The organism is Caballeronia sp. LZ028 (assembly GCF_031451415.1).
In the GTDB taxonomy this organism is placed as follows: domain Bacteria; phylum Pseudomonadota; class Gammaproteobacteria; order Burkholderiales; family Burkholderiaceae; genus Caballeronia; species Caballeronia zhejiangensis.
In genome coordinates this window covers 1,116,384-1,142,036 of sequence record NZ_JARUXN010000004.1, presented here as the reverse complement: position 1 = coordinate 1,142,036, position 25,653 = coordinate 1,116,384, and the positions used below count along the sequence as shown (strand labels likewise).

At 64.0% G+C, this 25,653-nt stretch carries 24 protein-coding genes and 1 pseudogene; 13 read left to right on the top strand and 12 right to left on the bottom strand.

Annotated elements, in window-relative coordinates; genetic code table 11:
- Positions 1 to 23 precede the first annotated feature (23 nt).
- Positions 24 to 1,202, top strand: a complete 1,179-nt coding sequence (locus tag QCE58_RS28050; protein ID WP_008352860.1) for a porin — start codon at positions 24 to 26, stop codon at positions 1,200 to 1,202.
- Here the strand turns inward: QCE58_RS28050 and QCE58_RS28045 are convergent.
- Positions 1,138 to 1,857, bottom strand: a complete 720-nt coding sequence (locus QCE58_RS28045; RefSeq protein WP_250521785.1) for a hypothetical protein — start codon at positions 1,855 to 1,857, stop codon at positions 1,138 to 1,140. The genes QCE58_RS28050 and QCE58_RS28045 overlap by 65 nt on opposite strands.
- 143 nt (positions 1,858 to 2,000) lie before the next feature.
- Between QCE58_RS28045 and QCE58_RS28040 the strand changes: the two genes are divergently transcribed.
- Positions 2,001 to 3,563, top strand: a complete 1,563-nt coding sequence (locus tag QCE58_RS28040) for an MFS transporter (RefSeq protein ID WP_250521784.1) — start codon at positions 2,001 to 2,003, stop codon at positions 3,561 to 3,563.
- Positions 3,564 to 3,626: 63 nt separating this feature from the next.
- On the opposite strand, the gene QCE58_RS28035 is transcribed toward QCE58_RS28040, so the two are convergent.
- Complete coding sequence (locus tag QCE58_RS28035; protein ID WP_008352862.1) at positions 3,627 to 4,550, bottom strand: sterol desaturase family protein; 924 nt, start codon at positions 4,548 to 4,550, stop codon at positions 3,627 to 3,629.
- A gap of 170 nt (positions 4,551 to 4,720) precedes the next feature.
- Positions 4,721 to 6,886, bottom strand: coding sequence for a TonB-dependent siderophore receptor (locus QCE58_RS28030; RefSeq protein WP_409014176.1), 2,166 nt, complete (start codon positions 6,884 to 6,886; stop codon positions 4,721 to 4,723).
- Between the two features lie 258 nt (positions 6,887 to 7,144).
- On the opposite strand from QCE58_RS28030, the gene QCE58_RS28025 reads away from it, so the two are divergent.
- From QCE58_RS28025 to tatA, 3 genes are all read left to right on the top strand, one after another.
- On the top strand, positions 7,145 to 8,362 hold the full coding sequence (locus QCE58_RS28025) for a PepSY domain-containing protein (RefSeq protein WP_175979524.1): 1,218 nt from the start codon (positions 7,145 to 7,147) through the stop codon (positions 8,360 to 8,362).
- 241 nt (positions 8,363 to 8,603) lie between these two features.
- Positions 8,604 to 10,820, top strand: a complete 2,217-nt coding sequence (locus QCE58_RS28020; protein WP_250521783.1) for a TonB-dependent siderophore receptor — start codon at positions 8,604 to 8,606, stop codon at positions 10,818 to 10,820.
- A gap of 234 nt (positions 10,821 to 11,054) precedes the next feature.
- A complete protein-coding gene (tatA, locus tag QCE58_RS28015; RefSeq protein ID WP_008352869.1) occupies positions 11,055 to 11,258 on the top strand; it encodes a Sec-independent protein translocase subunit TatA in 204 nt (67 codons plus the stop codon).
- 18 nt (positions 11,259 to 11,276) lie between these two features.
- Here tatA and QCE58_RS28010 read toward each other — a convergent pair whose 3' ends face one another.
- Positions 11,277 to 12,575 (bottom strand): SUMF1/EgtB/PvdO family nonheme iron enzyme, encoded by a 1,299-nt coding sequence (locus QCE58_RS28010; RefSeq protein WP_175979523.1) that lies wholly within the window; start codon positions 12,573 to 12,575, stop codon positions 11,277 to 11,279.
- Positions 12,576 to 12,740: 165 nt separating this feature from the next.
- The gene (locus QCE58_RS28005) at positions 12,741 to 13,460 is read right to left on the bottom strand and encodes a helix-turn-helix domain-containing protein (protein ID WP_008352872.1); all 720 of its coding nucleotides are present in this window, start codon (positions 13,458 to 13,460) and stop codon (positions 12,741 to 12,743) included.
- A 338-nt stretch (positions 13,461 to 13,798) separates the two neighbouring features.
- Here QCE58_RS28005 and QCE58_RS28000 point away from each other — a divergent pair, with 338 nt between their 5' ends.
- From QCE58_RS28000 to QCE58_RS27980, 5 genes and pseudogenes are all read left to right on the top strand, one after another.
- Complete coding sequence (locus tag QCE58_RS28000; RefSeq protein WP_250521803.1) at positions 13,799 to 15,328, top strand: MFS transporter; 1,530 nt, start codon at positions 13,799 to 13,801, stop codon at positions 15,326 to 15,328.
- Positions 15,329 to 15,552: 224 nt separating this feature from the next.
- On the top strand, positions 15,553 to 17,130 hold the full coding sequence (locus tag QCE58_RS27995) for an aldehyde dehydrogenase (NADP(+)) (protein ID WP_008352875.1): 1,578 nt from the start codon (positions 15,553 to 15,555) through the stop codon (positions 17,128 to 17,130).
- A 136-nt stretch (positions 17,131 to 17,266) separates the two neighbouring features.
- Positions 17,267 to 17,521 carry a helix-turn-helix domain-containing protein gene (locus tag QCE58_RS27990; protein ID WP_250521782.1) on the top strand — a complete coding sequence of 85 codons (255 nt, stop codon included), beginning with the start codon at positions 17,267 to 17,269 and terminating at the stop codon, positions 17,519 to 17,521.
- Positions 17,521 to 18,863 (top strand): annotated as a pseudogene (locus QCE58_RS27985) (type II toxin-antitoxin system HipA family toxin). Before QCE58_RS27990 ends, QCE58_RS27985 begins: the two are co-directional and overlap by 1 nt.
- 28 nt (positions 18,864 to 18,891) lie before the next feature.
- A complete protein-coding gene (locus tag QCE58_RS27980) occupies positions 18,892 to 19,830 on the top strand; it encodes an SMP-30/gluconolactonase/LRE family protein (RefSeq protein ID WP_250521781.1) in 939 nt (312 codons plus the stop codon).
- Here the strand turns inward: QCE58_RS27980 and QCE58_RS27975 are convergent.
- The 3 genes from QCE58_RS27975 to QCE58_RS27965 all read right to left on the bottom strand — a co-directional run bounded on the left by QCE58_RS27975 (position 19,827) and on the right by QCE58_RS27965 (position 21,497).
- A complete protein-coding gene (locus QCE58_RS27975; RefSeq protein WP_250458016.1) occupies positions 19,827 to 20,252 on the bottom strand; it encodes a GNAT family N-acetyltransferase in 426 nt (141 codons plus the stop codon). The two genes, QCE58_RS27980 and QCE58_RS27975, sit on opposite strands and share 4 nt — an antisense overlap.
- Positions 20,253 to 20,334: 82 nt before the next feature.
- Entirely contained in the window at positions 20,335 to 20,937 is a 603-nt protein-coding gene (locus QCE58_RS27970) for a short chain dehydrogenase (protein WP_175979582.1), read from the bottom strand.
- Positions 20,938 to 21,044: 107 nt separating this feature from the next.
- Positions 21,045 to 21,497 (bottom strand): hypothetical protein, encoded by a 453-nt coding sequence (locus QCE58_RS27965; RefSeq protein WP_175979520.1) that lies wholly within the window; start codon positions 21,495 to 21,497, stop codon positions 21,045 to 21,047.
- Positions 21,498 to 21,649: 152 nt separating this feature from the next.
- Here QCE58_RS27965 and QCE58_RS27960 point away from each other — a divergent pair, with 152 nt between their 5' ends.
- The gene (locus QCE58_RS27960) at positions 21,650 to 21,802 is read left to right on the top strand and encodes a hypothetical protein (protein ID WP_008352886.1); all 153 of its coding nucleotides are present in this window, start codon (positions 21,650 to 21,652) and stop codon (positions 21,800 to 21,802) included.
- Positions 21,803 to 21,877: 75 nt separating this feature from the next.
- Here the strand turns inward: QCE58_RS27960 and QCE58_RS27955 are convergent, their stop codons facing one another.
- Complete coding sequence (locus QCE58_RS27955; RefSeq protein ID WP_250521780.1) at positions 21,878 to 22,492, bottom strand: DUF3005 domain-containing protein; 615 nt, start codon at positions 22,490 to 22,492, stop codon at positions 21,878 to 21,880.
- A 287-nt stretch (positions 22,493 to 22,779) separates the two neighbouring features.
- Between QCE58_RS27955 and QCE58_RS27950 the strand changes: the two genes are divergently transcribed.
- The gene (locus QCE58_RS27950) at positions 22,780 to 23,013 is read left to right on the top strand and encodes a hypothetical protein (RefSeq protein WP_008352888.1); all 234 of its coding nucleotides are present in this window, start codon (positions 22,780 to 22,782) and stop codon (positions 23,011 to 23,013) included.
- Between the two features lie 111 nt (positions 23,014 to 23,124).
- Positions 23,125 to 24,117: a serine O-acetyltransferase EpsC gene (gene epsC, locus QCE58_RS27945; RefSeq protein ID WP_239294389.1), complete on the top strand. Its 993-nt coding sequence runs from the start codon at positions 23,125 to 23,127 to the stop codon at positions 24,115 to 24,117.
- 71 nt (positions 24,118 to 24,188) lie between these two features.
- On the opposite strand, the gene folE is transcribed toward epsC, so the two are convergent.
- The 3 genes from folE to QCE58_RS27930 all read right to left on the bottom strand — a co-directional run bounded on the left by folE (position 24,189) and on the right by QCE58_RS27930 (position 25,650).
- Positions 24,189 to 24,839 (bottom strand): GTP cyclohydrolase I FolE, encoded by a 651-nt coding sequence (gene folE, locus QCE58_RS27940; RefSeq protein ID WP_008352890.1) that lies wholly within the window; start codon positions 24,837 to 24,839, stop codon positions 24,189 to 24,191.
- 91 nt (positions 24,840 to 24,930) lie between these two features.
- The gene (locus QCE58_RS27935; RefSeq protein ID WP_008352891.1) at positions 24,931 to 25,134 is read right to left on the bottom strand and encodes a hypothetical protein; all 204 of its coding nucleotides are present in this window, start codon (positions 25,132 to 25,134) and stop codon (positions 24,931 to 24,933) included.
- 72 nt (positions 25,135 to 25,206) lie between these two features.
- Entirely contained in the window at positions 25,207 to 25,650 is a 444-nt protein-coding gene (locus QCE58_RS27930; protein ID WP_008352892.1) for a VOC family protein, read from the bottom strand.
- Positions 25,651 to 25,653: the final 3 nt, after the last annotated feature.

Below are 25,653 nucleotides of genomic sequence, written 5' to 3'. Positions count from 1 at the left end.
CGACATCGATGGAGCCTCGGCAAATGAAAAAGTTGCTTATGAGCGGTGCGGCCACGATGATCGCTTGCGCGGGCGCGGCCCACGCGCAAAGCAGCGTGACGCTCTACGGCCTCATCGACGCCGGCATCACGTATTCGAACAATCAGATCACGCCGACCGGCGGCGGCCACAGCAATTGGGAACTTAAAAGCGGCCCAGTCCAATACAGCCGATGGGGCTTGCGCGGCGCTGAAGATCTCGGCGGGGGATTGAAAGCTATCTTCAATCTGGAAAGCGGCTTCAATCTGAACAATGGACAATCGTCGGTGAATAACCGCCTCTTCAACCGGCAGGCGTATGTCGGCTTGTCGAGCCGCGATTACGGCGTTATCACGTTCGGCCGTCAGACCGACGACATGGTCGATTTCGTCGCGCCACTATCATTGACGGGCACGGAGTATGGCGGCACGCATTTCGCACATCCATTCGATATCGATAACCTCAACGATTCGTTCCAGATCAACAACGCCGTGAAGTATCAGAGCCCGGATTTCGCGGGATTCAAGCTCGGTGCGTTATATGGTTTCTCGAACCAGGCCGGCGGATTTTCGAACAATCGTGCGTACAGCTTCGGCATGTCGTATATGTGGGGACCGCTTAGTTTCGGCGCGGGCTTCCTGCAATTGAACAGCGACGCCGCGACGCCGGGGCAGCTGAACACCAACGGCGCCGTCACCGATACGACCGGCTCTTCGCTACAGGGCGTGCTCACGACGACGGCCGTTCCGCTAGGCGCGCTGGCGGGCCGTCAGCAGACGTGGGGCGCGGGCGTGAGCTACGCGATCGGCCCGGCGGTGGCGGGCCTCGTCTATACGCAGACGAATCTGACGGAGCTGTTCCAGACCGGCTCTTCGACGCATGTCCAGAACTTCGAAGGCAACGTGCGCTACGCGCTGACGCCCGCCGTCGAACTTTCGGCCGCGTACACGTATTCGCGCGCGGGCGGGCTCGCGGGCGCGGGCAATCCGCACTGGAATCAAGTCAGCGCGATGGCCGGCTATGCCTTCTCGCGGCGCACCGATGTCTACATCCAGGGCGTATGGCAAGGCGTGAGCGCCAGCGCCAATTCGCCATTGGGTGTGGCTTGGATCAACGGCCTCACGGCGCCATCGTCGACGAGCAATCAGGTCGAAGCGACGGTCGGCTTGCGGCATCGGTTCTGACTTGGAACGCACGAGGCATCGGCAATGCGTTTGCCCGATGCCGATACTTGCGGCCCCAGCCGGTCACGGGCGGCGCATCTTCATCGGAACAGAAGTTCTCGAACTCGCGCCATGTCTCTTCGTAATCGCCTGCGCGCGCGAGCTCGAACTGATGCCCGTCCGTCGCGCACGACGCGAGATTCATGAACTGCTTCAATATCGGCCGGCAGGCGTGGCTGATGTACGGATCGGCTTCCTCGCGCGGCCACTCGTTCGCGGCGATGAGCATCTGACGCCACGCGAGAATGGTTTCGCGGCAGGCGGTGCATTGCGCATCGCCCTGAATGAGCGCGCTCGCTTCGAGCACGGCGATCGCGTGCTCTTCGAACTTCGACAGCTTGATCCACGCGGCGCGCGCGAGCGAATCGGCCTTCCCTTCGCGGAACTCGATGAGCGCGCTGTCGACCTCCGGCGGCGGCTCGAGCTTCATGACGACGCCTTCCTCACGCAGCATCACGCGCACGCCGAAATCCGCGACGAGCATCGCGAGACGGCAACCCCAGCGCATGCTCATGTCGTGAAGCCAGGCTTCATCGGAAGTCCGAAGCGCGGCGGCGATTTCCTCGCGCGCATCCACGAGCCATCGGCTTTGCGCGACTCCGTCTGTTCGACTCATGGCGGCATCTCGATGCGAGTGAAGCAATAAGCTTAACTCGCCGGGCCGGGGCGTGCGCGCGAGCGTGCCAACCACGTCGCGGGCGTGAAAATGCAGAACCGGTTAGCCTCTTCTATCCGCGGATTCGTCGACCAGGAGCGCCATTGAACAACCCGCAACGCGTGCACGCCGTCGCCTCGCCCGTGAGTCCTTGCGACGAACTCGCGATCCGCGCGCAACCCGTCGCCGCCGATCAGCCGTGCCATCGCAAGCGCCTCGCGCTGTCCGCGACGATTCTCGGATCGAGCATGGCGTTCATCGACGGCTCGGTCGTCAACGTCGCGCTGCCGTCGATCCAGAGCGAGCTCGGCGCGAGCATTGCGGCGATGCAGTGGGTCGTCAACGCGTATCTGCTGTTTCTGGGCGCGCTCGTGCTGGTCGGCGGCGCGATGGGCGACAAGCTCGGACGGCGCAAGGTGTTCGTCGCGGGCGTCGCGATTTTCACGGTCGCGTCGGCGGCGTGCGGCTTCGCGCCGGGCACGGGCTGGCTGATCGCGGCGCGCGCATTGCAGGGCATCGGCGCGGCGCTGCTCGTGCCGGGCAGCCTTGCGATCATCGGCGCGGTATTCGACGGCGAGGCGCGCGGCCGCGCGATCGGCACGTGGGCGGGCGTCGGCGCGATCACGTCGTCGGTCGGTCCGGCGGCGGGCGGCTGGCTCGTCGATGCATTTTCGTGGCGCGCGATTTTTTTCCTCAACGTGCCGCTCGCGGCCGCGACGATCGCGCTGGCGATGGCTTCCGTGCCCGACAGCCACGACGCCGACGCGCCGCCAACCCTCGACTGGCCCGGCGCGGCGAGCACGGCGGCGGGCCTCGCGATGCTGACCTACGGTCTCACGGAAGCGCCGTCGCGCGGTTTCGCCGATCCGCTCGTGCTCGGGATGATCGGCGCGGGCATCGTGCTGCTCGCCGCGTTCATCGCGATCGAAGCGAAATCGCGCGATCCGATGGTCCCGCTCGACATCTTCCGTTCGCGCGATTTCAGCGGCGCGAATATCGTCACGTTGCTGCTGTACTTCGGGCTCGGCGGCGTGCTGTTTTTCCTGCCGTACACGCTGATTCGCGCATACGGTTTCACCGCGACGGAAGCGGGCGCGGCGGTGTTGCCGATGCCGCTCATCATCGGTTTGCTGTCGCGTTTCACGGGCGGGCTGACGAGCCGCTTCGGCGCGCGTGCGCTCCTGATCGCCGGTCCGTGCGTGGCGGGTCTGGGCTTCGCGATGCTCGCGCTGCCGTTCGTCGCGGGCAGCTACTGGATGGGCTTTCTGCCAGCGCTCGTCGTGCTCGGGCTCGGCATGACGATCGCCGTCGCGCCGCTGACGACGACCGTGATGGCATCGGCGGGAAGCGAGCGCGCGGGCATCGCGTCGGGCATCAACAACGCGGTCGCGCGCGTGGCGAGCCTGCTCGCGATCGCGGTGCTCGGCATCGTGTTCGTGTGGTCGCACGACGCGGCTTTGTCGGCGCGGCTCGATCGGCTGCATGTGCCGCGCGACAGCATGCGCGCGCTGGACGCCCAGCCGACGTCCGAAGCGTCATCGGCGCCGCTCGCCCGCGCGCAAGCCGATGCCATCGCCGATGCGTTGCGCGCCGTCGCCGCGCTCTCCGCCGCGTGTGCGTTTGCGGCGGCGGGCGCGGCGGCTGCGACGATCCAGCGCCGCAAATGAAAAAACCCGATGCCGGCGCTGAACCGGACATCGGGATTCGAAAGTACCGCTGGGAGGCTTTCGTTATCGGCCCGCGTGGGCCGGTTGTTGTTCGATCGACTTGGCGCGCTTCTGCAATTCTTCGGTGGTGTCGCCTTCGCCGTTCGGCAGCCAGCCCGGAGGACGCAGCAGGAAGCCGACCGCATCCGACACGCTCTTCGCGTTGTACATGTCCTTCGCGAGGCTGACCCAGTGCTGCATCTCGACGACGATCGGGTTATGCGACGTCACCGGCGTCGTCAGGCCGTAGACACACGGCTCATCGGCGCGCTCTTCCACGTACGTTCCGAACAGGCGATCGAAGATGACGAGCACGCCGCCGAAGTTCGCATCGAGATATGTCGCGTTCGATGCATGGTGCACACGATGCGCCGACGGCGTGTTGAACACATATTCGAGCCAGCCGAGCTTCGGAATCCAAGTTGCGTGCAGCCAGAACTGATAGAGGAGGTTGATCGACACGACCGCGAGCACCACGTCGGGCTTCACGCCGAACCACACGAGCGGAGTGAAGAAGATGGCCGAGCCCGCGATCTTGGTGGTCCAGCCCAATCGATACGCCGACGACAGCGTCAACTGGTTCGGCGAATGATGCACCGCGTGATTCGCCCAGAAGAAGCGGATCGTGTGCGACGCGCGGTGATACCAGTAGTAGCAGAACTCCTGTCCGATGAAGAGCAGGAACAGCGTGAGCGCCGTGTTCGTCGTGACCGTGTGGATGCGATGCTCCCACGCGAAGTTGAAGACGGGCGTCGCGAGCGAGAGCGGCAGGAACGCGAGGAGCTTGCGGCCGACGAGATCGACGAGCGAGATCCAGGTCTCGTGCCAGTCGAACGCCTTGTCGGTGCCCTTGTACTTGAAATGCAGGACGACGGCCTCGAGCAGCGACGCGGTGAGGACGATGCCCATCACGTACATCGAGATTTTTCCGAGCAGTTCCAGTTCCATGATTGTTCGCCTTGGTGGGTGGTTGCGAATGAACCCATTGTGGCGATCGGCCCGGTTAAAAACCACGCGCAAACTATTTCACGGAATGTCACGGCCCGCCCGCCAAGCCTTGCGGCACAAGCGGCGGGCCTCTCGGACCAGTTATTTCAAGGCATGTCGCGCGGCAAGGATCAGAATTCGACGCGCGCGTTGAGCGAGAGCGTGCGCGGCTCGCCCGGCTGGATGTAATCGGCGTACTGGAATTCCCAGTAGCGGCGATTCGTCAGATTGTCGATGGCCGCGCGCAGCCCGACGTTATGTCCGGCGATGCGCGTCGTGTAGGTCGCGCCGAGGTTCATCACCAGATAGCCCGGCACCTTGATGTCGCCGGACGGACTGAGGCTCGTGTTGCCGGTGAATTTCGCATCGGCGCCGAGCGTCAGGCCCGGAACGACGGGCACCGCGTAATTCACGTGCGCCGCCGCGACGAATCCCGGCGCGCCCGCGACACGATTGCCGTTGTTGGTCGAGCCTTTCTCGTAGTGCGTCGCGATCCACATCAGATCGGCGCCGACGGTCCAGTCCCGGCCGAGACGCACGTCCGCGCCCGCTTCGGCACCCTGAAAGATCGACTCGCCGTCCTCGACGAAGACGTTGTCGCTGTTGGCATACTGCGCGCCGCGCTCGATGCGGAACAGCGCGGCCGTCGCGCTCCAGCGTGCGTTCTGGCTCTTCACGCCGACTTCGTATTGCTTGCTGCGCAGCGGCTTGAGCAATTGCCCGGCGTTCGCATAGGTGTCGCCGACGACGTTGCCCGCTTCGAGCGATTCTACATAGCTCGCATAGAGCGTCGTGCCCGGCGTGAGTTTGTACATCAGCGCGACGGTTGGCGTGAGCACGCCGTTTTGCGTGTACGTCGACGACGTGCTGCCGTCGAGGCCGTAACCGTGCTGCTCGTAGTTCGTGTAGCGCAGGCCGCCGAGCACGGACCAGCGCTCGGTCAGCGCGATCGTGTCGCTCGCGAACAGCGCCTTCTGCGTGACGTCGGCGGCGCGATAGGTGTAGAAGCCGGAGCTGTCGTAACGATTCACGTTCGGCTGATAGAGGTTGCCCGTGCCGAGCTGCGCATAGAAGGAGTTCGCGCCGTAGTCGGTCGTCTGCTTCTGGTAATCAGCGCCGAACACGAGCTGATGCCTGAGCGGTCCCGTCTTCACGAGACCTTCGGCCATCACGCGGAACGTGTTCAGCTGATGCCCTTCCTTGCCTTCGAAGCGATAGTCGTCGTAATCGCCTGCCTGATCGAGCAGATACCAAGTGCCTTCGTTGCGATAGCGCGTGCTCTTGCTGAAGCTGTACGTCGCCGAGAGCGTCCAGTCCGGGCTCAGGTTGTAATGCAGGCCGGCGGTGTAGATCTGCAGGTTGGTGTTCAGATGCTGATCGGGCGTCTGCAGCGTGCTGCTGCCGCCGGACAGCGTCGCTGGCAGCGACGTGCCGGTATATCGCGCGGTCGAAATCGCCGTCGTGATGCCGGACGCATGCCGCTCCTGATACAGCGCGCCGAAGGTCGCGGTGAGATCGCGGGTCAGGCGCGCGTCGGCGGCGAGCGAGAAGGAATCGCGCCGCACGTTGCCGTCGTTGTACGTCTTGCCTTCCTCGTGCGTCGCGTTGAAGCGGTAGCCGACCATGCTGTCCGGGCCGACGCGCCCGCCGAGATCCAGATGCTCGGTCCAGACCGACGTCGAGCGATAGCCGACATCGACGCTCGCGATCTGCCTGTCGGTCGCGGGCGGCTTTTTCGTCACGTAGTTCACGACGCCACCCGGCGCGCCGAAGCCGTACATAAAGCCCGACAGCCCTTTCAGCAGTTCGACGCTTTCGAGCTGCTCGTAAGGCATCGTGATGCCGTAACCGTTGTACGGCTGGCCGTCGAGCTTGAAGCCGTTCTGCCAGTCGAGCTGCATGCCGCGCACGGTGATGTAGCTCGCCCACGCGTTGTACGGATTGCTGTTGTCCGACACGGACGCGTCCTGCGCGAAGACGTCGCCGAGCTTGTTGGCCTGCCGGTCGGCGAGCTCCTCGCCGGTGACGATCGTCGTCGAGAAGGGCGTCTCCAGTTGCGTGCGCGAGCCGAGCGCGCCGCTCGACACGTCGTCGCGCAGATGCTGCAGCGTGTCCTGCGACGCGGTGACGGACACCGCCGGCAGCGACGCCTCGTGGGGTTGATCGGCGGCTTGCGCGCCGTCGCTGCCTTGCGCCATCGCGGACTGGCTCATCGCGAAGAGCAGCAGGGCGGCGAGGGTCGAAGGCCGCATCGTCGATGTGGCCGGGAATGCGCGCGAGCGCGTCGCTGATTTCATGGTCTGTCCGTCGTCGGTTGGAGTTGTTTTAAATGCGAATCGTTCGCATTATCGGGCGACGGCATTCTGCCCTGAACATCGCGAGCTTGTAAACTTTTGCTCCACTGTCGGCACGGGTTCGCGACAAAAAAACGGTAAGCAGCTTACGAGAAGCTTGTGTGGCCGACCAGACGTCGATAGAATTGCGAACAATTCCTATTTACATCACGTCGAAAAGATGATCGCCGTCGCGCACGACTATCGCTCCGAGGAGCGGGCATGAGGCCGGTTCTGGTTCGCCTGCATCGCTGGCTCGGCGTCGCGACCGCGCTCTTTCTCTTCGTCTCGGGTCTGACCGGCGCGATCATCGCGTGGGATCACGAGATCGACGCGCTGCTGAATCCGTCGTTCTTCAACGCGCGCACCGATGCGCCCGCGCTTCCGCCGCTCGAACTCGCGCGGCGCGTCGAAGCGGCCGATCCGCGCGTCGAGGTGACGTACCTGCCGCTCGGCATCGAGCCGGGGCACACCGCGCAGATGATGGTGATGCCGCGCACGAATCCGGCGACGAACGCGCCGTTCGACGTGCCGTACAACCAGATCGCTGTCGATCCCGCGACGGGGCAGGTGCAGGCGCAGCGCATGTGGGGCGCGGTGTCGCTCGCGCGCATCGATCTGATGCCGTTCCTCTACAAGCTGCACTACACGCTGCATTTGCCGGTCGTCGGCGGCTTCGATATCGGCACGTGGCTCATCGGCATCGTGGGCATTCTCTGGTTCTTCGATAGCGGCATCGCGCTGATTCTGTCGTTTCCGAGCGTGAAGGCGTGGCGCAAGTCGTTCGCGTTCCGCGTGAAGCGCGGCGGCTACGCGCTGACGTTCGACCTGCATCGCTCCGGCGGCGTGTGGATCTGGGGCCTTCTGCTCGTCATGGCGCTCACCTCGATCTCGATGAATCTTTCCGAACCCGTGATGCGCCCGGTCGTATCGATGTTCTCGAAGCTTTCGCCTTCTTTCCTCGACAACCCCGAACTCGTGCGCGCCGGCCCGCCGGGCAAGGCGCCAGCGACGCGCGAGCAGATTCTGGAGATGGCCGCCCGCGACGCGAAACGCGAGAACCTGACCGAACCGCCGGGCGCGCTCTACTACGCGCCGATGTTCAAGGCTTACGGCGTCGGTTTCTTCGCGCCGGGGCACGATCACGGCGACGTCGGTCTCGGCAACGCCTGGCTGTACTACAACGCCCAGACGGGCGCGCTCGCGGGATCGACGATTCCGGGCCGCGGCTCGGCCGGCGACATCTTCATGCAGGCGCAGTTTCCGCTGCACTCGGGGCGCATCGTCGGCCTCGGCGGACGGATTCTCGTGAGCGCCGTGGGCATCGCGGTCGCGGTGCTCAGCGCGACGGGGCTCATCATCTGGTTCAGGAAGCGCGCGGCGCGCCGTCATTCGGCCGCCGTCGCCGACGCGCGGTCGGCACGTTCAATGACTTCGTAAATCCGAGGATCCTCGCATAAAGCGCGATTCAAAAGCCTGACGCGCGTCAGACGTTGCGTTCCGACAAATGTCTCGTTATCGGAATGATAACGACTCTTATTTGCAATATAATGCGGCGCACAACGGCCTCGGGCTACCGCGCGCTTGCGCGGCTTGCTTCGACGCTCAGAACAATGCCGCCCGGATTCCATTCGCGCCCCGGGACGGAAGACCGACCAACTTCGACGTTCCTCTCTGATTCATGCCCGTTTCCCGTGTTTCCACCTTGCAGGCCACGCCTGCGAAGGCGCTCGTCCGTCGCGCGTCGAGCGTAGCCATCGTCGCGGCTGTCGCGGCGGTGTTCTCCTTGTCCGCTCACGCGCAATCGTCCGGCGCAAGCAACGCTGAAGGCGCGAATTCGCCCGCCGAGAGCACGCTGCCCGCCGTCAAGGTGCAGGCGTCGAAGGAACAGTTGCCCGGCGATCTCGCGCCGACCTATGCTGGCGGCCAGGTCGCGCGCGGCGCGGATTTCGGGGTGCTCGGCCAGCAAAAGATGATCGACGTGCCGTTCAGCATGACGACGTACACGTCGAAGCTGATCGAGGATCAGCAGGCGCGCACGCTTTCGGACGTGCTCGCGAACGATCCGGCGGTGCGTACGGCGTTCGGCTTCGGCAACTTCTCCGAGGTGTACATCATTCGCGGGTTCGAGCTGCAAGGCGATGACGTCTCGCTCAACGGTCTCTACGGCATCACGCCGCGTCAGCTCGTCTCGACGGATGCGCTCGAACGCGTCGATGTGTTCAAGGGCGCGAACGCGTTTCTGAACGGCGCATCGCCGAACGGCTCGGCGGTGGGCGGCGGGCTGAATCTGCAACTCAAGCGCGCCGACGACAAGCCGCTCACGCGCGTGACGATCGATGGCGAGACGTCCGGCACGATCGGCGCGCATGTCGATGTCGGCCGCAGATTCGGCAGCGAAGGGCAGTTCGGCATCCGCGTGAATCAGGCGAATCACGACGGCGAGACGTCGATCGACAACGAACATCGGCGGGATAACACGACCGCCGTGGCGCTCGACTGGCGCGGCGACAAACAGCGTCTGTACGCCGATTTCCTGTATCAGCGCCAGCGCGTGAACGGCGGCCGCTCGACGGTCTACGACTACGCCAACTACATTCCCGAACCGCCGTCGGCGTCGTACAACTACGGGCAGTCGTGGACCTACAGTTCAATCGAAGACACGGTCGGCATCCTGCGCGCCGAATACGATTTCCTGCCCGGCTGGACGGCTTACGTGACGGGCGGCGCGCGTCATACGGACGAGCACGGCGAGTATTCGTCGCCGAGCATCAATACGACGGGCGTCACGCAATCGCGTCTCGGCGTGCCGCACAAGGAAGACGGCACTTCCGCCGAAGCCGGCGTGCGCGGTCACTTCAACACCGGCCCGGTGTCGCACTTCGTGACGGCGGGCGCGTCGATCGTGCGCGTCGATTCGAGGTCGGCGTACACGTACAGCGGCTCTTGGGCGTCGAGCATCTACGACACGCCGCAGGTTCCGTATCCGGCGACGATCGGGCAGGCTGGCAATCTCGCCGATCCGCAGACCACGTCGCTCAGCCTGCTGCGCAGCGTCTCGATCTCCGACACGCTCGGCTTCCTCAACGACCGCGTGCTGTTCACGGTCGGCGTGCGTCATCAGGACATCCACGCGAACAACTTCGACTACACGGGCGTTCAGACCGAGGCCTACAACGACTCGGTGACGACGCCGCTGTTCGGTCTCGTCGTGAAGCCGTGGCAGAACGTGTCGTTCTTCGCGAACCATAGCGAAGCGCTGACGATAGGCGAGGCGGCGCCGTCAACCGCGGTCAACACCGGGCAACTGCTGCCGCCGGAGAAGTCGAAGCAATGGGAAGTCGGCGCAAAGTATGACAACGGCCAGTACGGCGCGTCGATCGCGGCGTTCCAGATCGAAAAGCCGTTGACCTACACGAACACGTCGAACGTTTTTGTCTCGGACGGCACGCAGCGCCATCGCGGTATCGAGGCGTCGGTGTTCGGCGAGCCGGTGCGCGGCGTGCGCCTGATCGCGGGCGCGACGTATATCCACGCGACGCAATACGGTCTCGGCGACGCCTCCCTGGACGGCAATAAGCCGATCGGCGTGCCGACGTTCATGTTCAACGTGAACGCGGAGTACGACGTGCCGATGCTCAACGGCCTCACGCTGACGGCGCGCTGGATCTATACCGGGTCGCAGTATCTGAACACGACCAACACGCTGTCGATTCCGCACTGGAACCGCTTCGACCTCGGCGCGCGTTACGCGACCGTGATCTATGGCAAGCCGACGACGTTCCGCGCGAGCGTGCTCAACGTCGCGAACAAGTCGTATTGGGCTTCGACGATCGGCGGTTATCTGACGCAAGGCGCGCCGTGCACGGTGCTGCTGTCGGTGACGACGGATTTCTGATCGCGTCGATAGCAAGCGAAAAACGCCGCGCGTTCGTGAGGACGCGCGGCGTTTCCATTTTGGGGGCCGAGGCAATAAATACTCGGGAGCCGGCCGTTTACCGAGCGCAGTTCAAAACGGGGTCACATAAGTTGTTGATTTTTATGACAGAATACGCAAAGTGCGAGCGGGGCGTCGAGTAAATCTTGCGCATTCCGCCCGGTTTCAACGTTTATCTCTGTGAGGTTAGGTGATATGGGAAGTCTCAGCATCGGGCATTGGCTCATCGTCTTGGCTATCGTCGCGCTCGTTTTCGGCACCAAAAAGCTGCGTAGCGTCGGTTCCGATCTCGGCGGCGCGGTCAAGGCTTTCAAGGATGGCGTGGGCGAAAGCGCGACGCCGGCCGCCAATGCAACGGCGACCATCGACGTCCCGGCCAAGGATGTGACCGCACGATAGATTGCGCGCGGTGATCGCTCAATCGATGTTCTTCACGCAGCGAAATCCCGCATAGACGTACTGGTAATGCCCCTGGAACCAGTTGCGGAAGCTCGGCCGCAACATGCACGCCGCCGTGCGGGCCGAGCCGCCCTTTATCACGAAATGCTTGCCGTCGAAGAAATTCGCCGAATAGCCGAGATAAAACGGAAACGGCTCGAAGCCGTTCAGCGGGCCGAATTCCGTCGACGTCCATTCCCAGCCGTTGCCGAATTGCCCTTCGACGCCGAACTCGCTGCGATTCTCCGGATGCGCCTGCACCGGCGCCGGGTCCCATCGGCGGAAATCGAAGTTGCCTTCCGCGACATGCGGCGCGCCCGATGCGGCGCGCTGCCATTGCGCCTCGGTCGGCAACGACTTGCCCGCCCAGCGCGCGTACGCCTTCGCTTCGGCGTAGCTCACGTAGACGGGCCAGTCGGGCGGCAGCGCGATTTCGTCGAACATCGTGCGTAGCTGCCATGCGTTCGCGTCGTCGCCGGGAATCCAGAACGCCGGGTGCGCGATGCGCTGCTCTTCCTTCCACGCCCAGTCGGCGTCGTCCCAGTAATCGCGATTCCAGTAACCGCCTGCATCGATGAAACGCAGATAGTCGCCGTTCGTGACCATATGGCGGTCTATCTCGAACGCGGGCACCTCGATGCGTTCCTCGCCGAACTCGTTGTCCCAGCCGAACAGGCCGCTTTCCCGCGTCAGCCCGAGCGTCGTGCTGCCCGCCGGCACGCGCACGCTTTCGTGTGACAGATCGCGATCCGACGAACGTTCCGAAAACGCATTCGATGGCGCGATTTTTCTATCGACCGGCAATTGATGCAGCATGTACGCGAGCGTTTCCGCATGCATCAGCCGATGCTCGATCGCCACTTCGAGCAGCTTCGCGGGCGGCTCGTCTGCCGAAAGCGGCGCCGCGGCGATCCTGATCGGATCGAAATGCGCGTCGATCTCGGCGCGAACCGTGTCGCGATACGCGCGCACTTCGTCGAGCGAAGGCCAGTCGGACGGTTGATCGGTCGGCAGGCCGCCGTCCACCGGATCGATGCCGAAAGCGAAAAGCTGGTCGTAGGCGGGATTCGGGCTCGGCAGATCGAAGAGCCGCTGATCGAGCAGATTGCGGTCGAAGGCTTCGAGATGCCCGATATAGAAAACGATGCGATGCCGCTCGGCGATCGGCCTGTCGTAAAGGTGCTCGGGCTTGACGACATCGAAAAGCTCGTCGGTGACGCGGCGCGCTTCGGCGAGGCGCTCGAGCAGCGGATGACGCAGGGAAGGTTCGCGGTTCATGTCGCCCAATCTCCGTGGCTGGCCAGTGGCTTCGCAATCGACCAAAACGCGCGCCGTAGCGCGCGTCGGTCGAATCGAAAAGACTAAACCGTAGCGAAGCGCATGCCAACAGAAAAATAGGCGGCGATTATTCGGGCCGACGCAATAATCGCAGACGATGTCCCGTCAGACGGCGCGCAGCGCGTCGAAGTCGCGAATGCGGATGAACTTGCCCTGCGTCTCGATAAGGCCCGCCTTGTCGAAACGCGACAGGGTGCGGCTCACGGTTTCGAGCGTCATGCCGAGATAGCTGCCCATGTCGTCGCGCGTCATACGCAGCGTGAATTCCGACGACGCGTAACCGCGCTTCGACAGCCGCGACGAAAGATCGAGCAGCAGCCGCGCGACGCGCTCGTCGGCCCGCAGCATGCCGAGCCGCACGACGTGATTCGCCTCGCGGTTCACCGCGTGACTCATCATGCGATGCAGGCGCTTTTGCAGCGCGTCGGTTTCGCGGCACATGCGCTCGAAAAGCGAATACGGCACGACGCAGACGGAGCTGTCTTCGAGCGCGATCGCATCGCACGTATGCTCGCCTTCCTCGATGCCTTCGAAACCGAGCGCATCGCCCGCGAGCAGCAGCCCCGTCACCTGCTCGCGGCCGCCGTCGTGCGTGATGACCGTCTTGATCGACCCGGAGCGCACGGCGAACAGGGCATCGAAGCGGTCGCCCGCGCGAAAGAGCGCGTCGCCGCGCTTGACCTTGCGCGTCACCGAAATGATGTTCTCCAGCTTGGCGATGTCGTTCGCGCACAGGCCTTCGGGCATGCACAGATGACGCATCGCGCACGTGGAGCAGTGCGCCGAATTGCGGCGCGCACGGGAAAGTTCGGACACGACGGACATTTTGGGCTTCGTTTTGTTGATGAATGACAAAACGATTCTCCCATAGGGCAACCATTGGCCCGCGTGAAAAATTGACGCGGGCACGGCATCGGTCAAACTTTTTTACCTTACTGGGTTGCTTTTTTACCGAGATCGCCAATGGTCGACGGAATCAGCGCCGATGCTTTTTTGCGATAGGTCGATCTGGCGCAAGGCAGGCCGTACAATTCGTGGTTCTTCTACATCAGCGTCCGCTTAACAAACGGCGGCGCGATCTCTTTTTAGCACTTCTCCATCCCGCCCGCCCGACCGTGACTCAATCGCCGCCTGCTTTACCGTTCAGAACCGCTCTCTACGCGATGCTCGGCATCGGCCTCGTCAACATGCTCGTCGCGCTCGATCAGACGGTGGTCAGCACCGCGCTGCCGTCGATCGTCGCGGAGCTGCACGGCTTCGAGTTCTACGCGTGGATCGCGAGCGCGTATCTGCTGGCGTCGGTCGTGACGGTGCCGGTGTTCGGGCGGCTCGGCGACTACTTCGGCCGCAAGCGCTTCGTGATCGCCGCGGTGATTACGTTCACGGTCGCGTCGGTGCTGTGCGGCCTCGCGCCCAGCATGTTGTTCCTCGTGCTCGCGCGCGGGCTGCAGGGCGTCGGCGGCGGGATGATGGTCGGCACCGCGTTCGCGTCGATTCCCGATCTGTTCCCCGATCCGCGCGCCCGCGTGCGTTGGCAGGTCGTGCTCGCGGCGGCTTACGGCATCGGCACGGCGGCCGGGCCGTCGCTCGGCGGCTGGATGAGCCAGCACTGGGGCTGGCGCTCGACGTTTCTCGTCAATCTGCCGGTCGGCGCGGCGGCGCTGTATTTCATCTGGGCGCATCTGCCGAACCTGCATCGGCCGCGCGAGGGCGGCGTGAAGATCGACTGGACGGGCGCGGCGCTCGTCGCGCTGGTGCTCGGCGGCTTTCAGGCGCTGATCGAGGCGCTGCCGCAGGACGGGCTGACGGCCGCCAATGTCGCGCTCGGCATCGGCGTGGCGGTGTGCGCGGTGGCGCTCCTGATCTGCGAGCGGCGCGCGACGCATCCGATCATCCCGCTCGACATTTTCCGCGACGCGCAGATGAACACGCTCTTCACGCTCTCGTTTCTCGCGGGCTTCGTGATGTTCTCGCTGATCTTCTTCGCGCCGCTCCTGCTGCAAGGCGGCTTCGGCCTGTCGCCGCAGGCCGCGGGTCTGCTCGCGACGCCCATCGCCGCGTGCATCGCGCTCGGCAGCTTCATCAACACGCGCATCGTGATTCACATGAAGAAGCCGGTGAATATCCTGTCGATCGGCTTCACGCTGCTCTTGATCGCGTCGGTCGGACTCGCGTTCGCGCGCGAATCGACGCCGCACGTGTGGATCGAATTGCCGATGGCCGCGACCGGCATCGGCCTCGGCTTCATCCTCAACAACATGAATATCTTCGGGCAGGAGATCGCGGGCCGCGAGCGCTTCGGCATCACGACGGCGCTCCTGCAATCGACGCGCATGGTCGGCGGGATGATGGGCACGAGCATCGTCGGGACGATCGTCGCGCATCACTATGCGAGCGTCGTGGCGCGCACGGTGAGCGTGCTCGGGGCGTCGGTGTCGGCGCAGTGGCTGCCGCGGCTGTCGGATCCGCGCATTCTCGTCGATGAAGCGTTGCGCGAGCGCATCCTCGCCGAACTGGGCGCGGCCGGTCTCGACGGGCCCGCGCTCTTCGATGCCGCCCGCGACGCGCTCGTGCAGTCGATCCACATCGGCGTGCTGCTGACGGCCGTCGCCGCGCTCGTGGCGGCGCTGCTGGTGCGGCGCATCGCGCACATCACGTTCAGGAAGTCCGCGACGCCCGTCGCCAAAACCTGAGGCGCTTCCTTTCGCAAGTGGTGCGTCGCGCCTATAGTTTCTGGCGTCAACGCAAGACCGGTTTTCGCTTCGGCTTCGACCGCGCACCGCATTTGCTTCACCGCTCTCGATGACCACTCGCACGCCTCGCGCGGAACGCTTGCGCGGGGCGCGGGTCACTCGCTTTAGCGGGCGGCCGCGCCTAGCGCTCGCCGCCCATCGCCAACAAGAGATGAGGAGCTGAAATGAAGATCACCGGAGAGATGCTGATCGGGGCATCGGCCGTGCGGGGCACCGATGCCACGCTCCGCGCGTTCGACCCCGCGCGCAACGCCGATCTCGAACCCGAGTTCGGCGGCGGCGGCGCGGCGGAAGTGGCGCGCGCGTGCGAGCTGGCCGAAGCGGCGTTCGACGACTATCGCCACGCGCCGTTCGAAACGCGCGCGCAGTTTCTCGAAGCGATCGCGGACAACATCATCGCGCTCGGCGATACGCTGATCGAGCGCGCGATGGCCGAATCCGCGCTGCCGAAGGCGCGTCTCGAAGGCGAGCGCGCCCGCACGGTCGGGCAGTTGCGGCTCTTCGCATCGCTCGTGCGCGAGGGCCGCTGGCTCTCGGCGACGCTCGATTCCGCGCAGCCGGACAGAAAGCCGCTGCCGCGATCCGACCTGCGTTTGCAAAAGATTCCGCTCGGCCCGGTCGCCGTGTTCGGCGCGAGCAATTTTCCGCTGGCGTTTTCGGTGGCGGGCGGCGATACCGCCTCGGCGTTCGCGGCGGGCTGTCCGGTGGTCGTGAAATCGCATCCGGCGCATCTCGGCACGTCCGAACTCGTCGGCCGCGCGGTGCAGAAGGCGGTCGCCGACAACGGCTTGCCCGAGGGCACGTTTTCGCTCGTCGTCGGCGCGGGCAATGCGATCGGCGAGGCGCTCGTCGCGCATCCGGCGATTCAGGCCGTCGGCTTTACCGGCTCGCGGCGCGGCGGGCTCGCGCTCGTCGATATCGCGGCGAAACGCCCGGTGCCGATTCCCGTCTTCGCCGAAATGAGCAGCGTGAACCCGGTTTTCGCGTTGCCGGGCGCGCTGGAAGCGCGCGGCGACACGCTGGCGGCGGCTTACATCGATTCGGTGACGCTCGGCGTCGGCCAGTTCTGCACCAATCCGGGCCTCGTGATCGCGCTGGAGGGGCCGGATCTCGACGACTTCATCGATCTGGCCGCCACCGCGATCATGAAGAAGGAAACGCAGACAATGCTCACCGCGCAGATCGCCGCGGCCTACGCGAGCGGGATCCAGGAACGCGACGCCTCCGGCGCGCGCAATATCGCGACCGGCGTGAAGGGCGACGCATCGAGCGGCGCGCTGCCGGTGCTGTATCGCGTGAATGCGGAGGAATTTCTGGCCAAGCCGCAACTGTCGGGCGAGATTTTCGGACCGACGTCGGTGATCGTCATTTGCCGCGACGAGGACGAGATGATCGCCGTCGCGCGCCATCTCGAAGGCCAACTCACCGCGACGCTGCTGATGGAAAAGGGCGACGTCGAGCTTGCGCGGCGCTTGTTGCCGGTGCTCGAGCGCAAGGCGGGCCGGATTCTCGCGAACGGTTTTCCGACGGGCGTCGAAGTGTCCTACGCGATGGTGCACGGCGGGCCGTTCCCGGCCACATCGGACAGCCGTTCCACGTCGGTCGGCGCGATGGCGATCGAGCGCTTCCTGCGCCCGGTGTGCTATCAGGATCTGCCGGCGGCGCTGTTGCCGGCTGCGCTGGCGGACGACAATCCATTGAACTTGTGGCGTCTGAGGGATGGAGAGCTGGGGCCGAACTGAGCGCCGGCATCGAATATCTGCGGGACGAATAAACGGTATTTATTCTTCTCGCAGATACTCGCTCTGATTTGTAGGTGACCGATTATCTGTGTGGCGAATAAACTGCTTTTATTTCGTCACACAGATAATTTGCGCCATGCAACAAGTTATCGTGACAGTCGCGCAGATGGGCCATGTGCTCGCGGCCGGCCGCAAGCAGGCCGGACTGACGCAGACGCAGGCGGCGGCGCGCCTCGGCATCAGCCAAAGCCGGCATTCTACCCTGGAGCGCGATTCAAGCTCGCTGACGCTCGATCAACTCCTCGCGATGTTCGGCGTCTACGGCCTCCAGTCGCTGGTGCAGGCCCGGCCCGACACGTCGCTGCTCGAAGCAAACGAGGCCGACTGGTAATGGCCGGGCGTCGGCTTCGTTCCCGCGCGTTGTCCGTATGGGCCAACGGAAAGCGCGTGGCAACGTGGAATCTGCCTACGCGCGGACCGGCAGAACTCATATACGACACCGAGTGGATTCGCTCGGACGAGGCACGTCCGCTCTCGCTGTCGCTGCCGATCGGTCCCGACGGCGCGCCGCTGAAAGGCGACGCCGTGCTCAACTACTTCGACAATCTTCTGCCCGACAGCGAGCCGATTCGCCGCCGCATCGCGCAGCGCTTCCAGACCGACAGCGCCGATGCGTTCGACTTGCTGCGGGCCATCGGTCGCGATTGTGTCGGTGCCGTGCAACTGCTTGCCGACGACGAAGCGCCGAAAGACATCGAAAGCATCGAGGGAACGCCGTTCAGCGACGATGACGTCGAAAGCCTGCTGAATCAGGTGGCCGGCGGCATGATCTTGGGCACCGACCATGACCACGACTTCCGCATTTCGCTCGCGGGCGCGCAGGAAAAGACCGCGCTGCTGCGGCACGGCGGGCGATGGCTCAAGCCCCATGGCGCGACGCCGACGACGCATATCCTCAAGCTGCCGTTGGGGCTCGTCGGCAATCGACGCGCCGATCTCACGACATCGGTCGAGAACGAATGGCTCTGCATGCGTCTCCTGCAGGCGTTCGGCTTGCCCGCGGCGAACGTCGAGATCGCGAATTTCGGCGAACGGCGCGTGCTTGTCGTCGAGCGTTTCGACCGGCGGATGCACCCAGGCGGAAAGTGGATTCTTCGTCTGCCAAAGATTTCTGCCAGGCGACCGGGCTGCCTCCGCACAAGAAGTACGAGCACGATGGCGGTCCGGGCGTGCTCGATCTCGCGCGCGTGCTGCAACAGTCGACCGAAGCGCGCCGTGACGTGCAAACGCTCGTGAGCGCGCAGATCCTGTTCTGGCTGCTGGCCGCGCCCGACGGTCACGCGAAGAACTTCAGCATTCATCTGGCGAGGGGCGGACAATACCGCCTCACGCCGCTCTATGACGTCATGTCGATCCGGCCAGTGGAAGGCGACGGCGCCAACCAATGGTCGTGGGACAAGGCGAAGCTGGCGATGGCCATCCCCGGTGCGAGCAGGCGCTACGCGTTTCGCGAGATCAAGCGCCGGCACTTCGACGCGATGGCGCAGAGATGCGGTTTCGGCGACAGCGCGGAGCCGATCATCCGGCACATCGTCGAACGCGCGCCGACGGTCATCGACGAAGTGACAGCGCAATTGCCCGGCGATTTTCCGCCTCGGGTCGCCGAGCGTATCTTCGATGGCCTGAACAGATCGATCGCCGAGTTGACCGGCGTGGCCGCCGGCGAACCGTGAAGACAACCCCCAACCGGAGACAAGAAAGATGACCCACCCCGACCGCCGCTATCCCGACCCCGCCGTGCGCGTGCTGGACCCGCGTTTCAATGCACTGCGCATCGCATCGGCGTCGGTGGAATGTCTGTATCAGGGCGCGCGCTGGTCCGAAGGGCCGGTCTGGTTCGGCGACGGCCGCTATCTGCTCTGGAGCGACATCCCGAACAATCGCATCCTGCGCTGGGACGAAGAGAGCGGCGAAGTCGGCGTGTTTCGCAAGCCGTCGAACAACGCGAACGGCAACACGCGCGATCGCGAAGGCCGGCTCGTAAGCTGCGAGCATCTGACGCGGCGCGTGACGCGCACCGAATACGACGGATCGATCACCGTCATCGCCGATCGCTACGCCGGCAAGCCGCTCAATTCGCCGAACGATGTCGTCGTGAAGTCGGACGGCTCGATCTGGTTCACCGATCCGACCTTCGGCATTGACAGTTTCTACGAAGGCGAAAAGAACGAGGCGCAACTGAAGCCCTGCGTCTATCGCGTCGATGGCCAGAGCGGCGAAATCACGATGATGATCGACGCCTTCGTGGGCCCGAACGGTCTCGCGTTCTCGCCGGACGAATCGGTGCTGTATGTGGTGGAATCGCGCGCGACGCCGCGCAAGATTTACGCGTTCGACGTGCTCGACGGCGGTCGCAGGCTAGGCGAGGCGCGCCCGCTCATCGATGCGGGTCCCGGCACCCCCGATGGCTTTCGCGTCGATATTCACGGCAACCTGTGGTGCGGCTGGGGCATGGGCGACGCCGAACTCGACGGCGTGCGCGTCTTCACGCCGCAAGGCGAAGCGATCGGCCACATCGACTTGCCCGAGCGTTGCGCGAACGTGTGCTTCGGCGGACGGCATCGCAACCGGTTGTTCATGGCGGCGAGTCACGGGCTCTATGCGCTTTACGTCAATACGCAAGGCGTGAAAGGCGGTTAAGCCTTGCCGATCTTCTCCATGATGCGCTCGGGATGCTGGCTCGCCGCGAAGCCGAAGCGCGCGTAGAGCCCGTGCGCGTCGGACGTGACGAGCATCATGCGGCGCAGCCCCTGAAGATCGGGATGCGCCATCACGCATTGCATCATCCATGTGCCGAGGCCCGCGCCTTGATGCTCGGGCAGCACGAACACATCCGCGAGATAGGCGAATGTCGTCGTGTCGGTAATCATGCGCGCATAGCCGATCTGCGCGTTGCCGTGAAAGAGCCCGAACGCGAGCGAATGACGCGCGGCGCGCTCGACCTTTTCTCGCGCGATGCCCGGCGACCAGTACGCCACTTCGCTCAAATAGCGATGCACGACATCGAAGTCGAATTCGTCGATGTCCGTGCTCAGCCGATAGCCGTCCCGGGTCCATTGCATCGCGCGCTCCATGAGTTTTTCGAAGCGCCGAGCATAAGCGATCGATGCGTCGCGCTCCATGCACACTTCGCGCGCGCAAGTGTCAGTGGACGGTATAGATGCGCCCCGTCTCCGCGCCCTCGACACTGCGGCTGTACGCCAGCGCCACGCGCGCGCCGCTCGCGGCCTCGAAACCGCGAAAATACGGGCCGAAGCTTTCGCGCGCCTCTTCGAGCATCGTCGGACTCACGACGTTGATGCGCAGGCCGCGGGGCAGTTCGATCGCCGCGCCGCGCACGAAGCCTTCGATCGCGCCGTTGACCGCCGCCGCGCTCGCGCCCTCGCGAATCGGCTCCGCGCCGACGATGCCACTCGTCAACGTGAACGAGCCGCCGTCGTTCAGGTAATCGCGCGCGGTGAGCACGAGATTGACCTGGCCCATCAGCTTGTCGTTGAGACCGAGACGGAATTGCTCCGGCGTCATCTTCACGAGCGGGCCGAAGTGCACGTGACCGGCGGTCGCGACGATCGCATCCACTTTGCCGATGGTTTCGAAGAGCTTTCTGATGCTGTCGAGATCGAGCAGATCGACGCGATGCGCCCCGCGCGTCGCACCGATTTCGATGACTTCGTGACGGGCTTTCAATTCGGCGACGACCGCCTGGCCGACCGTGCCGGTTGCACCAATGACAGCGATTTTCATGATCGGGCTCGCATGGATGACGTTGAAGGTGGTCATGCATTGTGCGAGCGGACGGACGCGCGAAAAAGCCGCGTCCGCTTCAAGGATTGCAAACCGCGAGTTTCGAATGGCTAGTGCGTCGCGAGGCGTCCTGGCATCGGCGAAAGAAGATAGAGCGACGCCGCGAACTTGCAGACGAGTCCGACGCCGCAGACGAACGCGGCCGCCGGAAAGATATGCCATTGCAGCGCAAGGGTCGGCGCGACGAGGGCGACCGACACGAATCCGAGCACGACGGTCAGCCAGCGCGCCCATTGCAGGCGTGATGCAACGCACACATAGAGCAGGCCGACGAGCACCCGCGACGCGACCATCGCGGCGAGCGGATGGCTCGACGCATCGCCTGGAAGCCCGATGGCGAGCGTCAATGCGAACTCGGCCCATGACAGCGCCCAGGCCGCGCCGAGACACGCGATCGCCGATGTAAAGCGCTGCTCGGGCGTAACGGCGTGGCGCGTAGCCGGTTCAAGTTGCGTGGTCTCTTCGGTCTCTTGCGTGTAACCGTCGTATGCGTGGGTCGTCATGTGGTTTCCCCTTTATCGACTCTCGTGCGCCGGCGATGTATGTTGCGCTGCGGCGCTTCGTTCGCCGTGTCCCTGAGCATACGCCGTGCCACGTTCGGGGAACGCGCGTTGCTTCGCATTACGTCGATCAGCAACGAGCAAAGGAGCAGACGATGGGCAATCTGAAGGAACAGAATCCGCATTCGGAACGTGACGACGAAGATCTCGACAAGGCAGTCGAAGACACGTTCCCCGCGAGCGATCCGCCTGCAACGGGCGGCGTGACGCGCATCGAAACCGATGACGAGAAGGAAGAAAAAAAGTAACGCGCGAAGCCCACGCAAGTAAAAAGAGCCGCATAGTCCATGCGGCTCTTTGCTTATGCGCGACGGCGGTCGTGCTCATTTCCGTTCGAGCTCGAAGAGCCGCGACGGACGCAGATGATTCAGCGCGTAGTGCTTGCGTCCGCGCAAGGTGTGGCCGTGCGGGTCGCGTCCTTCGAAACGCACCTTGTCTTCGACCTCGGGCACCGTCGGCGCGACCATGCCGCGATCGATCAGGCGATAGCCCCGCTCCAGCGCAAGCAACACGCCATTGCGGCCGGGACGGCTGTCGAAGCCGCCGAGACCATCGCCCGGTTCGGGTACGAAGTTCACGGTCGTCGCATTCGAAGTGATGACGGAATCCGGCTCGCGCGCGAGCATTTCCGCTTCGCGTCGCGCATGAATGCTCTTCGCGTCGGCATCGACGGTGTCGTCGAGTCCGTCGTCGTTGGCGACATCGAGGCCGCGCGGCGGCTTCTCATAGAGACCTTGCGGGCCGACATGCATGCCTGCCTTCGTCGTCTCCGTCTTCGCACCGGCGCCCGCGCCCGCGTGCGCTTCGCCGCCCGCTGCGGCCTTGTTCGCATCGCTCATCTTCACGTGAGCGGTTTCCGCGCCGGGCGTCTTGATCGGACTGTCGGCGACCTGCTCCTTCTGCTTGTTCTGCGGATCGTTTGATTCAGCGTTGTTCATCGCATTGCTCCGTTGCAGTTGGACCTGAATTGACCAAGCCCTCACGCAAGACTCGTTCCGGATATTTGGCGACGGAACCGCGAGCCTTGCCGGAGAGCGCCTTCGGAGATACTTAAAATTTCAGGCCTTTTTTCGACCCCAAGCCGATTTCCTGCAAGTATTATTTGGAACCTGTCGGCGGCAAAGCGCAATACGCGAAACTCGAGCAATCAGGAGGGCGCGTTACCTTGCCGTCGAAAAAGAGCAATGCGATTCGAACGAGCAGGGCACTTTCACACAGGTGACTCATGCAACACGATGCAGCCTTTTCACATCGAGGCTACCTTCTAAACTGCGCGCCCGCCCGGGCCGGAGATGGCAGCTACCAGCCGTACGTGGTGATCTCGCGATCGAGCGATGGCGAGCTCGTCGCGAACCGATTCTTTCCTTCGGAGCTGCGATTCCGCAACGAAGGCGAAGCCATCGCGCACGCGCGCGACTGGGCCGTGCGCTGGATCGACGCAAGCAACGTCACAGCCTGAGCGATGTTCCGCGCGAGCATCGGGGACGCGGGTGCGCGATCGGCCGGACGGCAGGCTTTCGCAAAACCGGTTACGCTTGTCGTTTAATCCGTCCCTCGCTTCTTGCCCGACATGCAGAACATGCCCACGTTCGGCGCAGTACCGCCGCTCGAAACATCCCGCGACACCGCGCTCGACACGCCTCAGGAATGGGGCCTCGCCCGCATCGTCGCGGACTTGCGCCAGTCGCGCGAAGAGCTTCATCGCACGCGGCATCCGCTCGGCATACGTGAACTGCCTTCACGCGAGGCCATCGTCGGGATCGTCAACGGCCTGCGCTCGGCGCTCTTTCCCACGCATTACGGCGCGCCCGATCTGACCGACGAAAGCGTCGACTACTATGTCGGGCAAACGCTCGAAACCAACTTGCGTCTGTTGCGCGAACAGATTCGCCGCGCGCTGCGCTTCCTGCCCGAACATCGCGATACGAGCGAAGCCGATCTCTCGGCGCAAGCCTTCGCGATCGCGCGCGAGTTCGGCGCGCAGTTGCCGCATATCCGCGCGCTGCTCGTAAGCGACATACAAGCTGCTTTCACCGGCGATCCGGCGGCGCAGCACATCACCGAGATCCTGCTGTGTTATCCGGGCGTCTGGGCGATGACGCATCATCGTCTCGCGCATGCGTTGCACAAGCTCGGCGTGCCCTTGCTCGCGCGCTTCATCAACGAGATCGCGCATTCGCTGACGGGCATCGACATTCACCCGGGCGCGACCATCGGGCCGAGCTTTTTCATCGATCACGGCACGGGCGTCGTGATCGGCGAGACGGCGGTGATCGGCCAGCATGTGCGCGTCTATCAAGCCGTGACGCTCGGCGCGAAGAGCTTTCCTTCGACGAGCGATGGCGCGCTCGTCAAAGGCAACGCACGGCATCCGATCGTGGAGGACGATGTCGTCATCTACGCGGGCGCGACGATTCTCGGCCGCGTGACCATCGGCAAAGGCTCGGTCATCGGCGGCAATGTGTGGCTCACGCATAGCGTGCCGCCGGGCAGCAACGTATCGCAGGGCAAGATTCGCGAAGGTTCGGGACCGGGCACGCCGGGCAACGGATTCGGCGCATGAAAAAAGGGCCGCGAGGCCCTTTTTTGTTTGCTTGCGTTTGCGTTCGCGCGTGCGCTTTGCTTGCGGCGGCCTTACGTATTCGACACGCTGAACGCGTTCTGATTGCCGACGATGGCAAGAAACTCGCGACGCGTCGATGGATCGTCGCGGAATGAGCCGAGCATGCGCGAGGTGACCATCGACACGCCCGCCTTGTGCACGCCTCGCGTCGACATGCATTGATGCGCGGCTTCCAGAATGACACCGACGCCCAGCGGCTGCAGCACTTCGTTCAGCGTATCGGCGATCTGCGCGGTCATCTTCTCCTGAATCTGCAGACGCTTCGCGAAGGCGTCGACGAGACGCGCGAGCTTCGAAATGCCGACGACGCGTTTGTTCGGCAGATAAGCGACATGCGCGCGGCCGATGATCGGGACCATGTGATGCTCGCAATAGCTCTCGAAACGAATGTCCTTCAGGACGATCATTTCGTCATAGCCTTGCACTTCCGAGAACGTGCGAGCGAGGATGTCATGCGGATTCTGCGTATAGCCCGCAAAAAACTCTTCATATGCGCGCACGACGCGGCCCGGTGTATCGAGCAGGCCTTCGCGGCGCGGATCGTCGCCCGCCCAGCGCAACAGAACACGGACAGCTGCTTCGGCTTCCTCGCGGGTCGGACGATCGGCTCCATCAGCAGGCATGTCCGAACCTGAAAGATTGTTTTTGCGCGGGGCGCTCATCGAAAGCTCCTATGAGTCAAGGTGCAAATAGTACATGCGTTATTTTTGGCACCCCGCCATTGTTTCACGTTTCAGAAGGCCGATACGGATGTCAGGTCTTTCCCCCACCGTCGATGCCCGAACCCGTGCGCCACACCTGCTTGCCTTCTTCCGTCAGCACGCCGCTGCTATGGTCCTTGTTGGGCTCCGTGCCGGGTTCGGCCATGTTCCCGCCCGGCTGTTCCTGCGCTGTCTGCTTATTGCCCTTGCGTTGCGCGATACGGTCTTCCTGGGAACGTCCGGCGTAGTTGCTCATGGTGCGCCTCCTTTCGAATCGATGCGATGAAAGGCGCGCAAGCCGCGTTCCAGCCGGACGGTCGTCGCATGCTTATTGCGGCTGACCTTCGACGCCGCCGAGCACCATCCAGTTGACGCCGAATTTGTCCGTCACCATGCCGAAGCGCTTGGCGAAGAAGGTTTGCGTCATCGGCATCTGCACCTGGCCGCCGTTCGATAGCGCGTTGAAGTATTTTTCCGCCTGCTGTTCGTCATCGGCCGTGAGCGAAAGCGATACGCCCTTGAATTCGGTGTTGCCGCTGCACATGCCGTCGGAGCCCATCACCATTGAATCGCCGATGGTGAACGCCGCATGCATGATCTTGTTTTCCGATCCCGACGGCACGCCGCAACCGCTCGCGGCTTCGGCCTTGCCGGCGTCGGGGTTTTCGCTGAAGCGCATCATCATGACGACTTGCGCGCCCAGGTTCTCGCGATAGAACGTGATCGCTTCCTCGCAGCGGCCTTCGAAAAACAAATAGGGTTGCACTTGCATGAC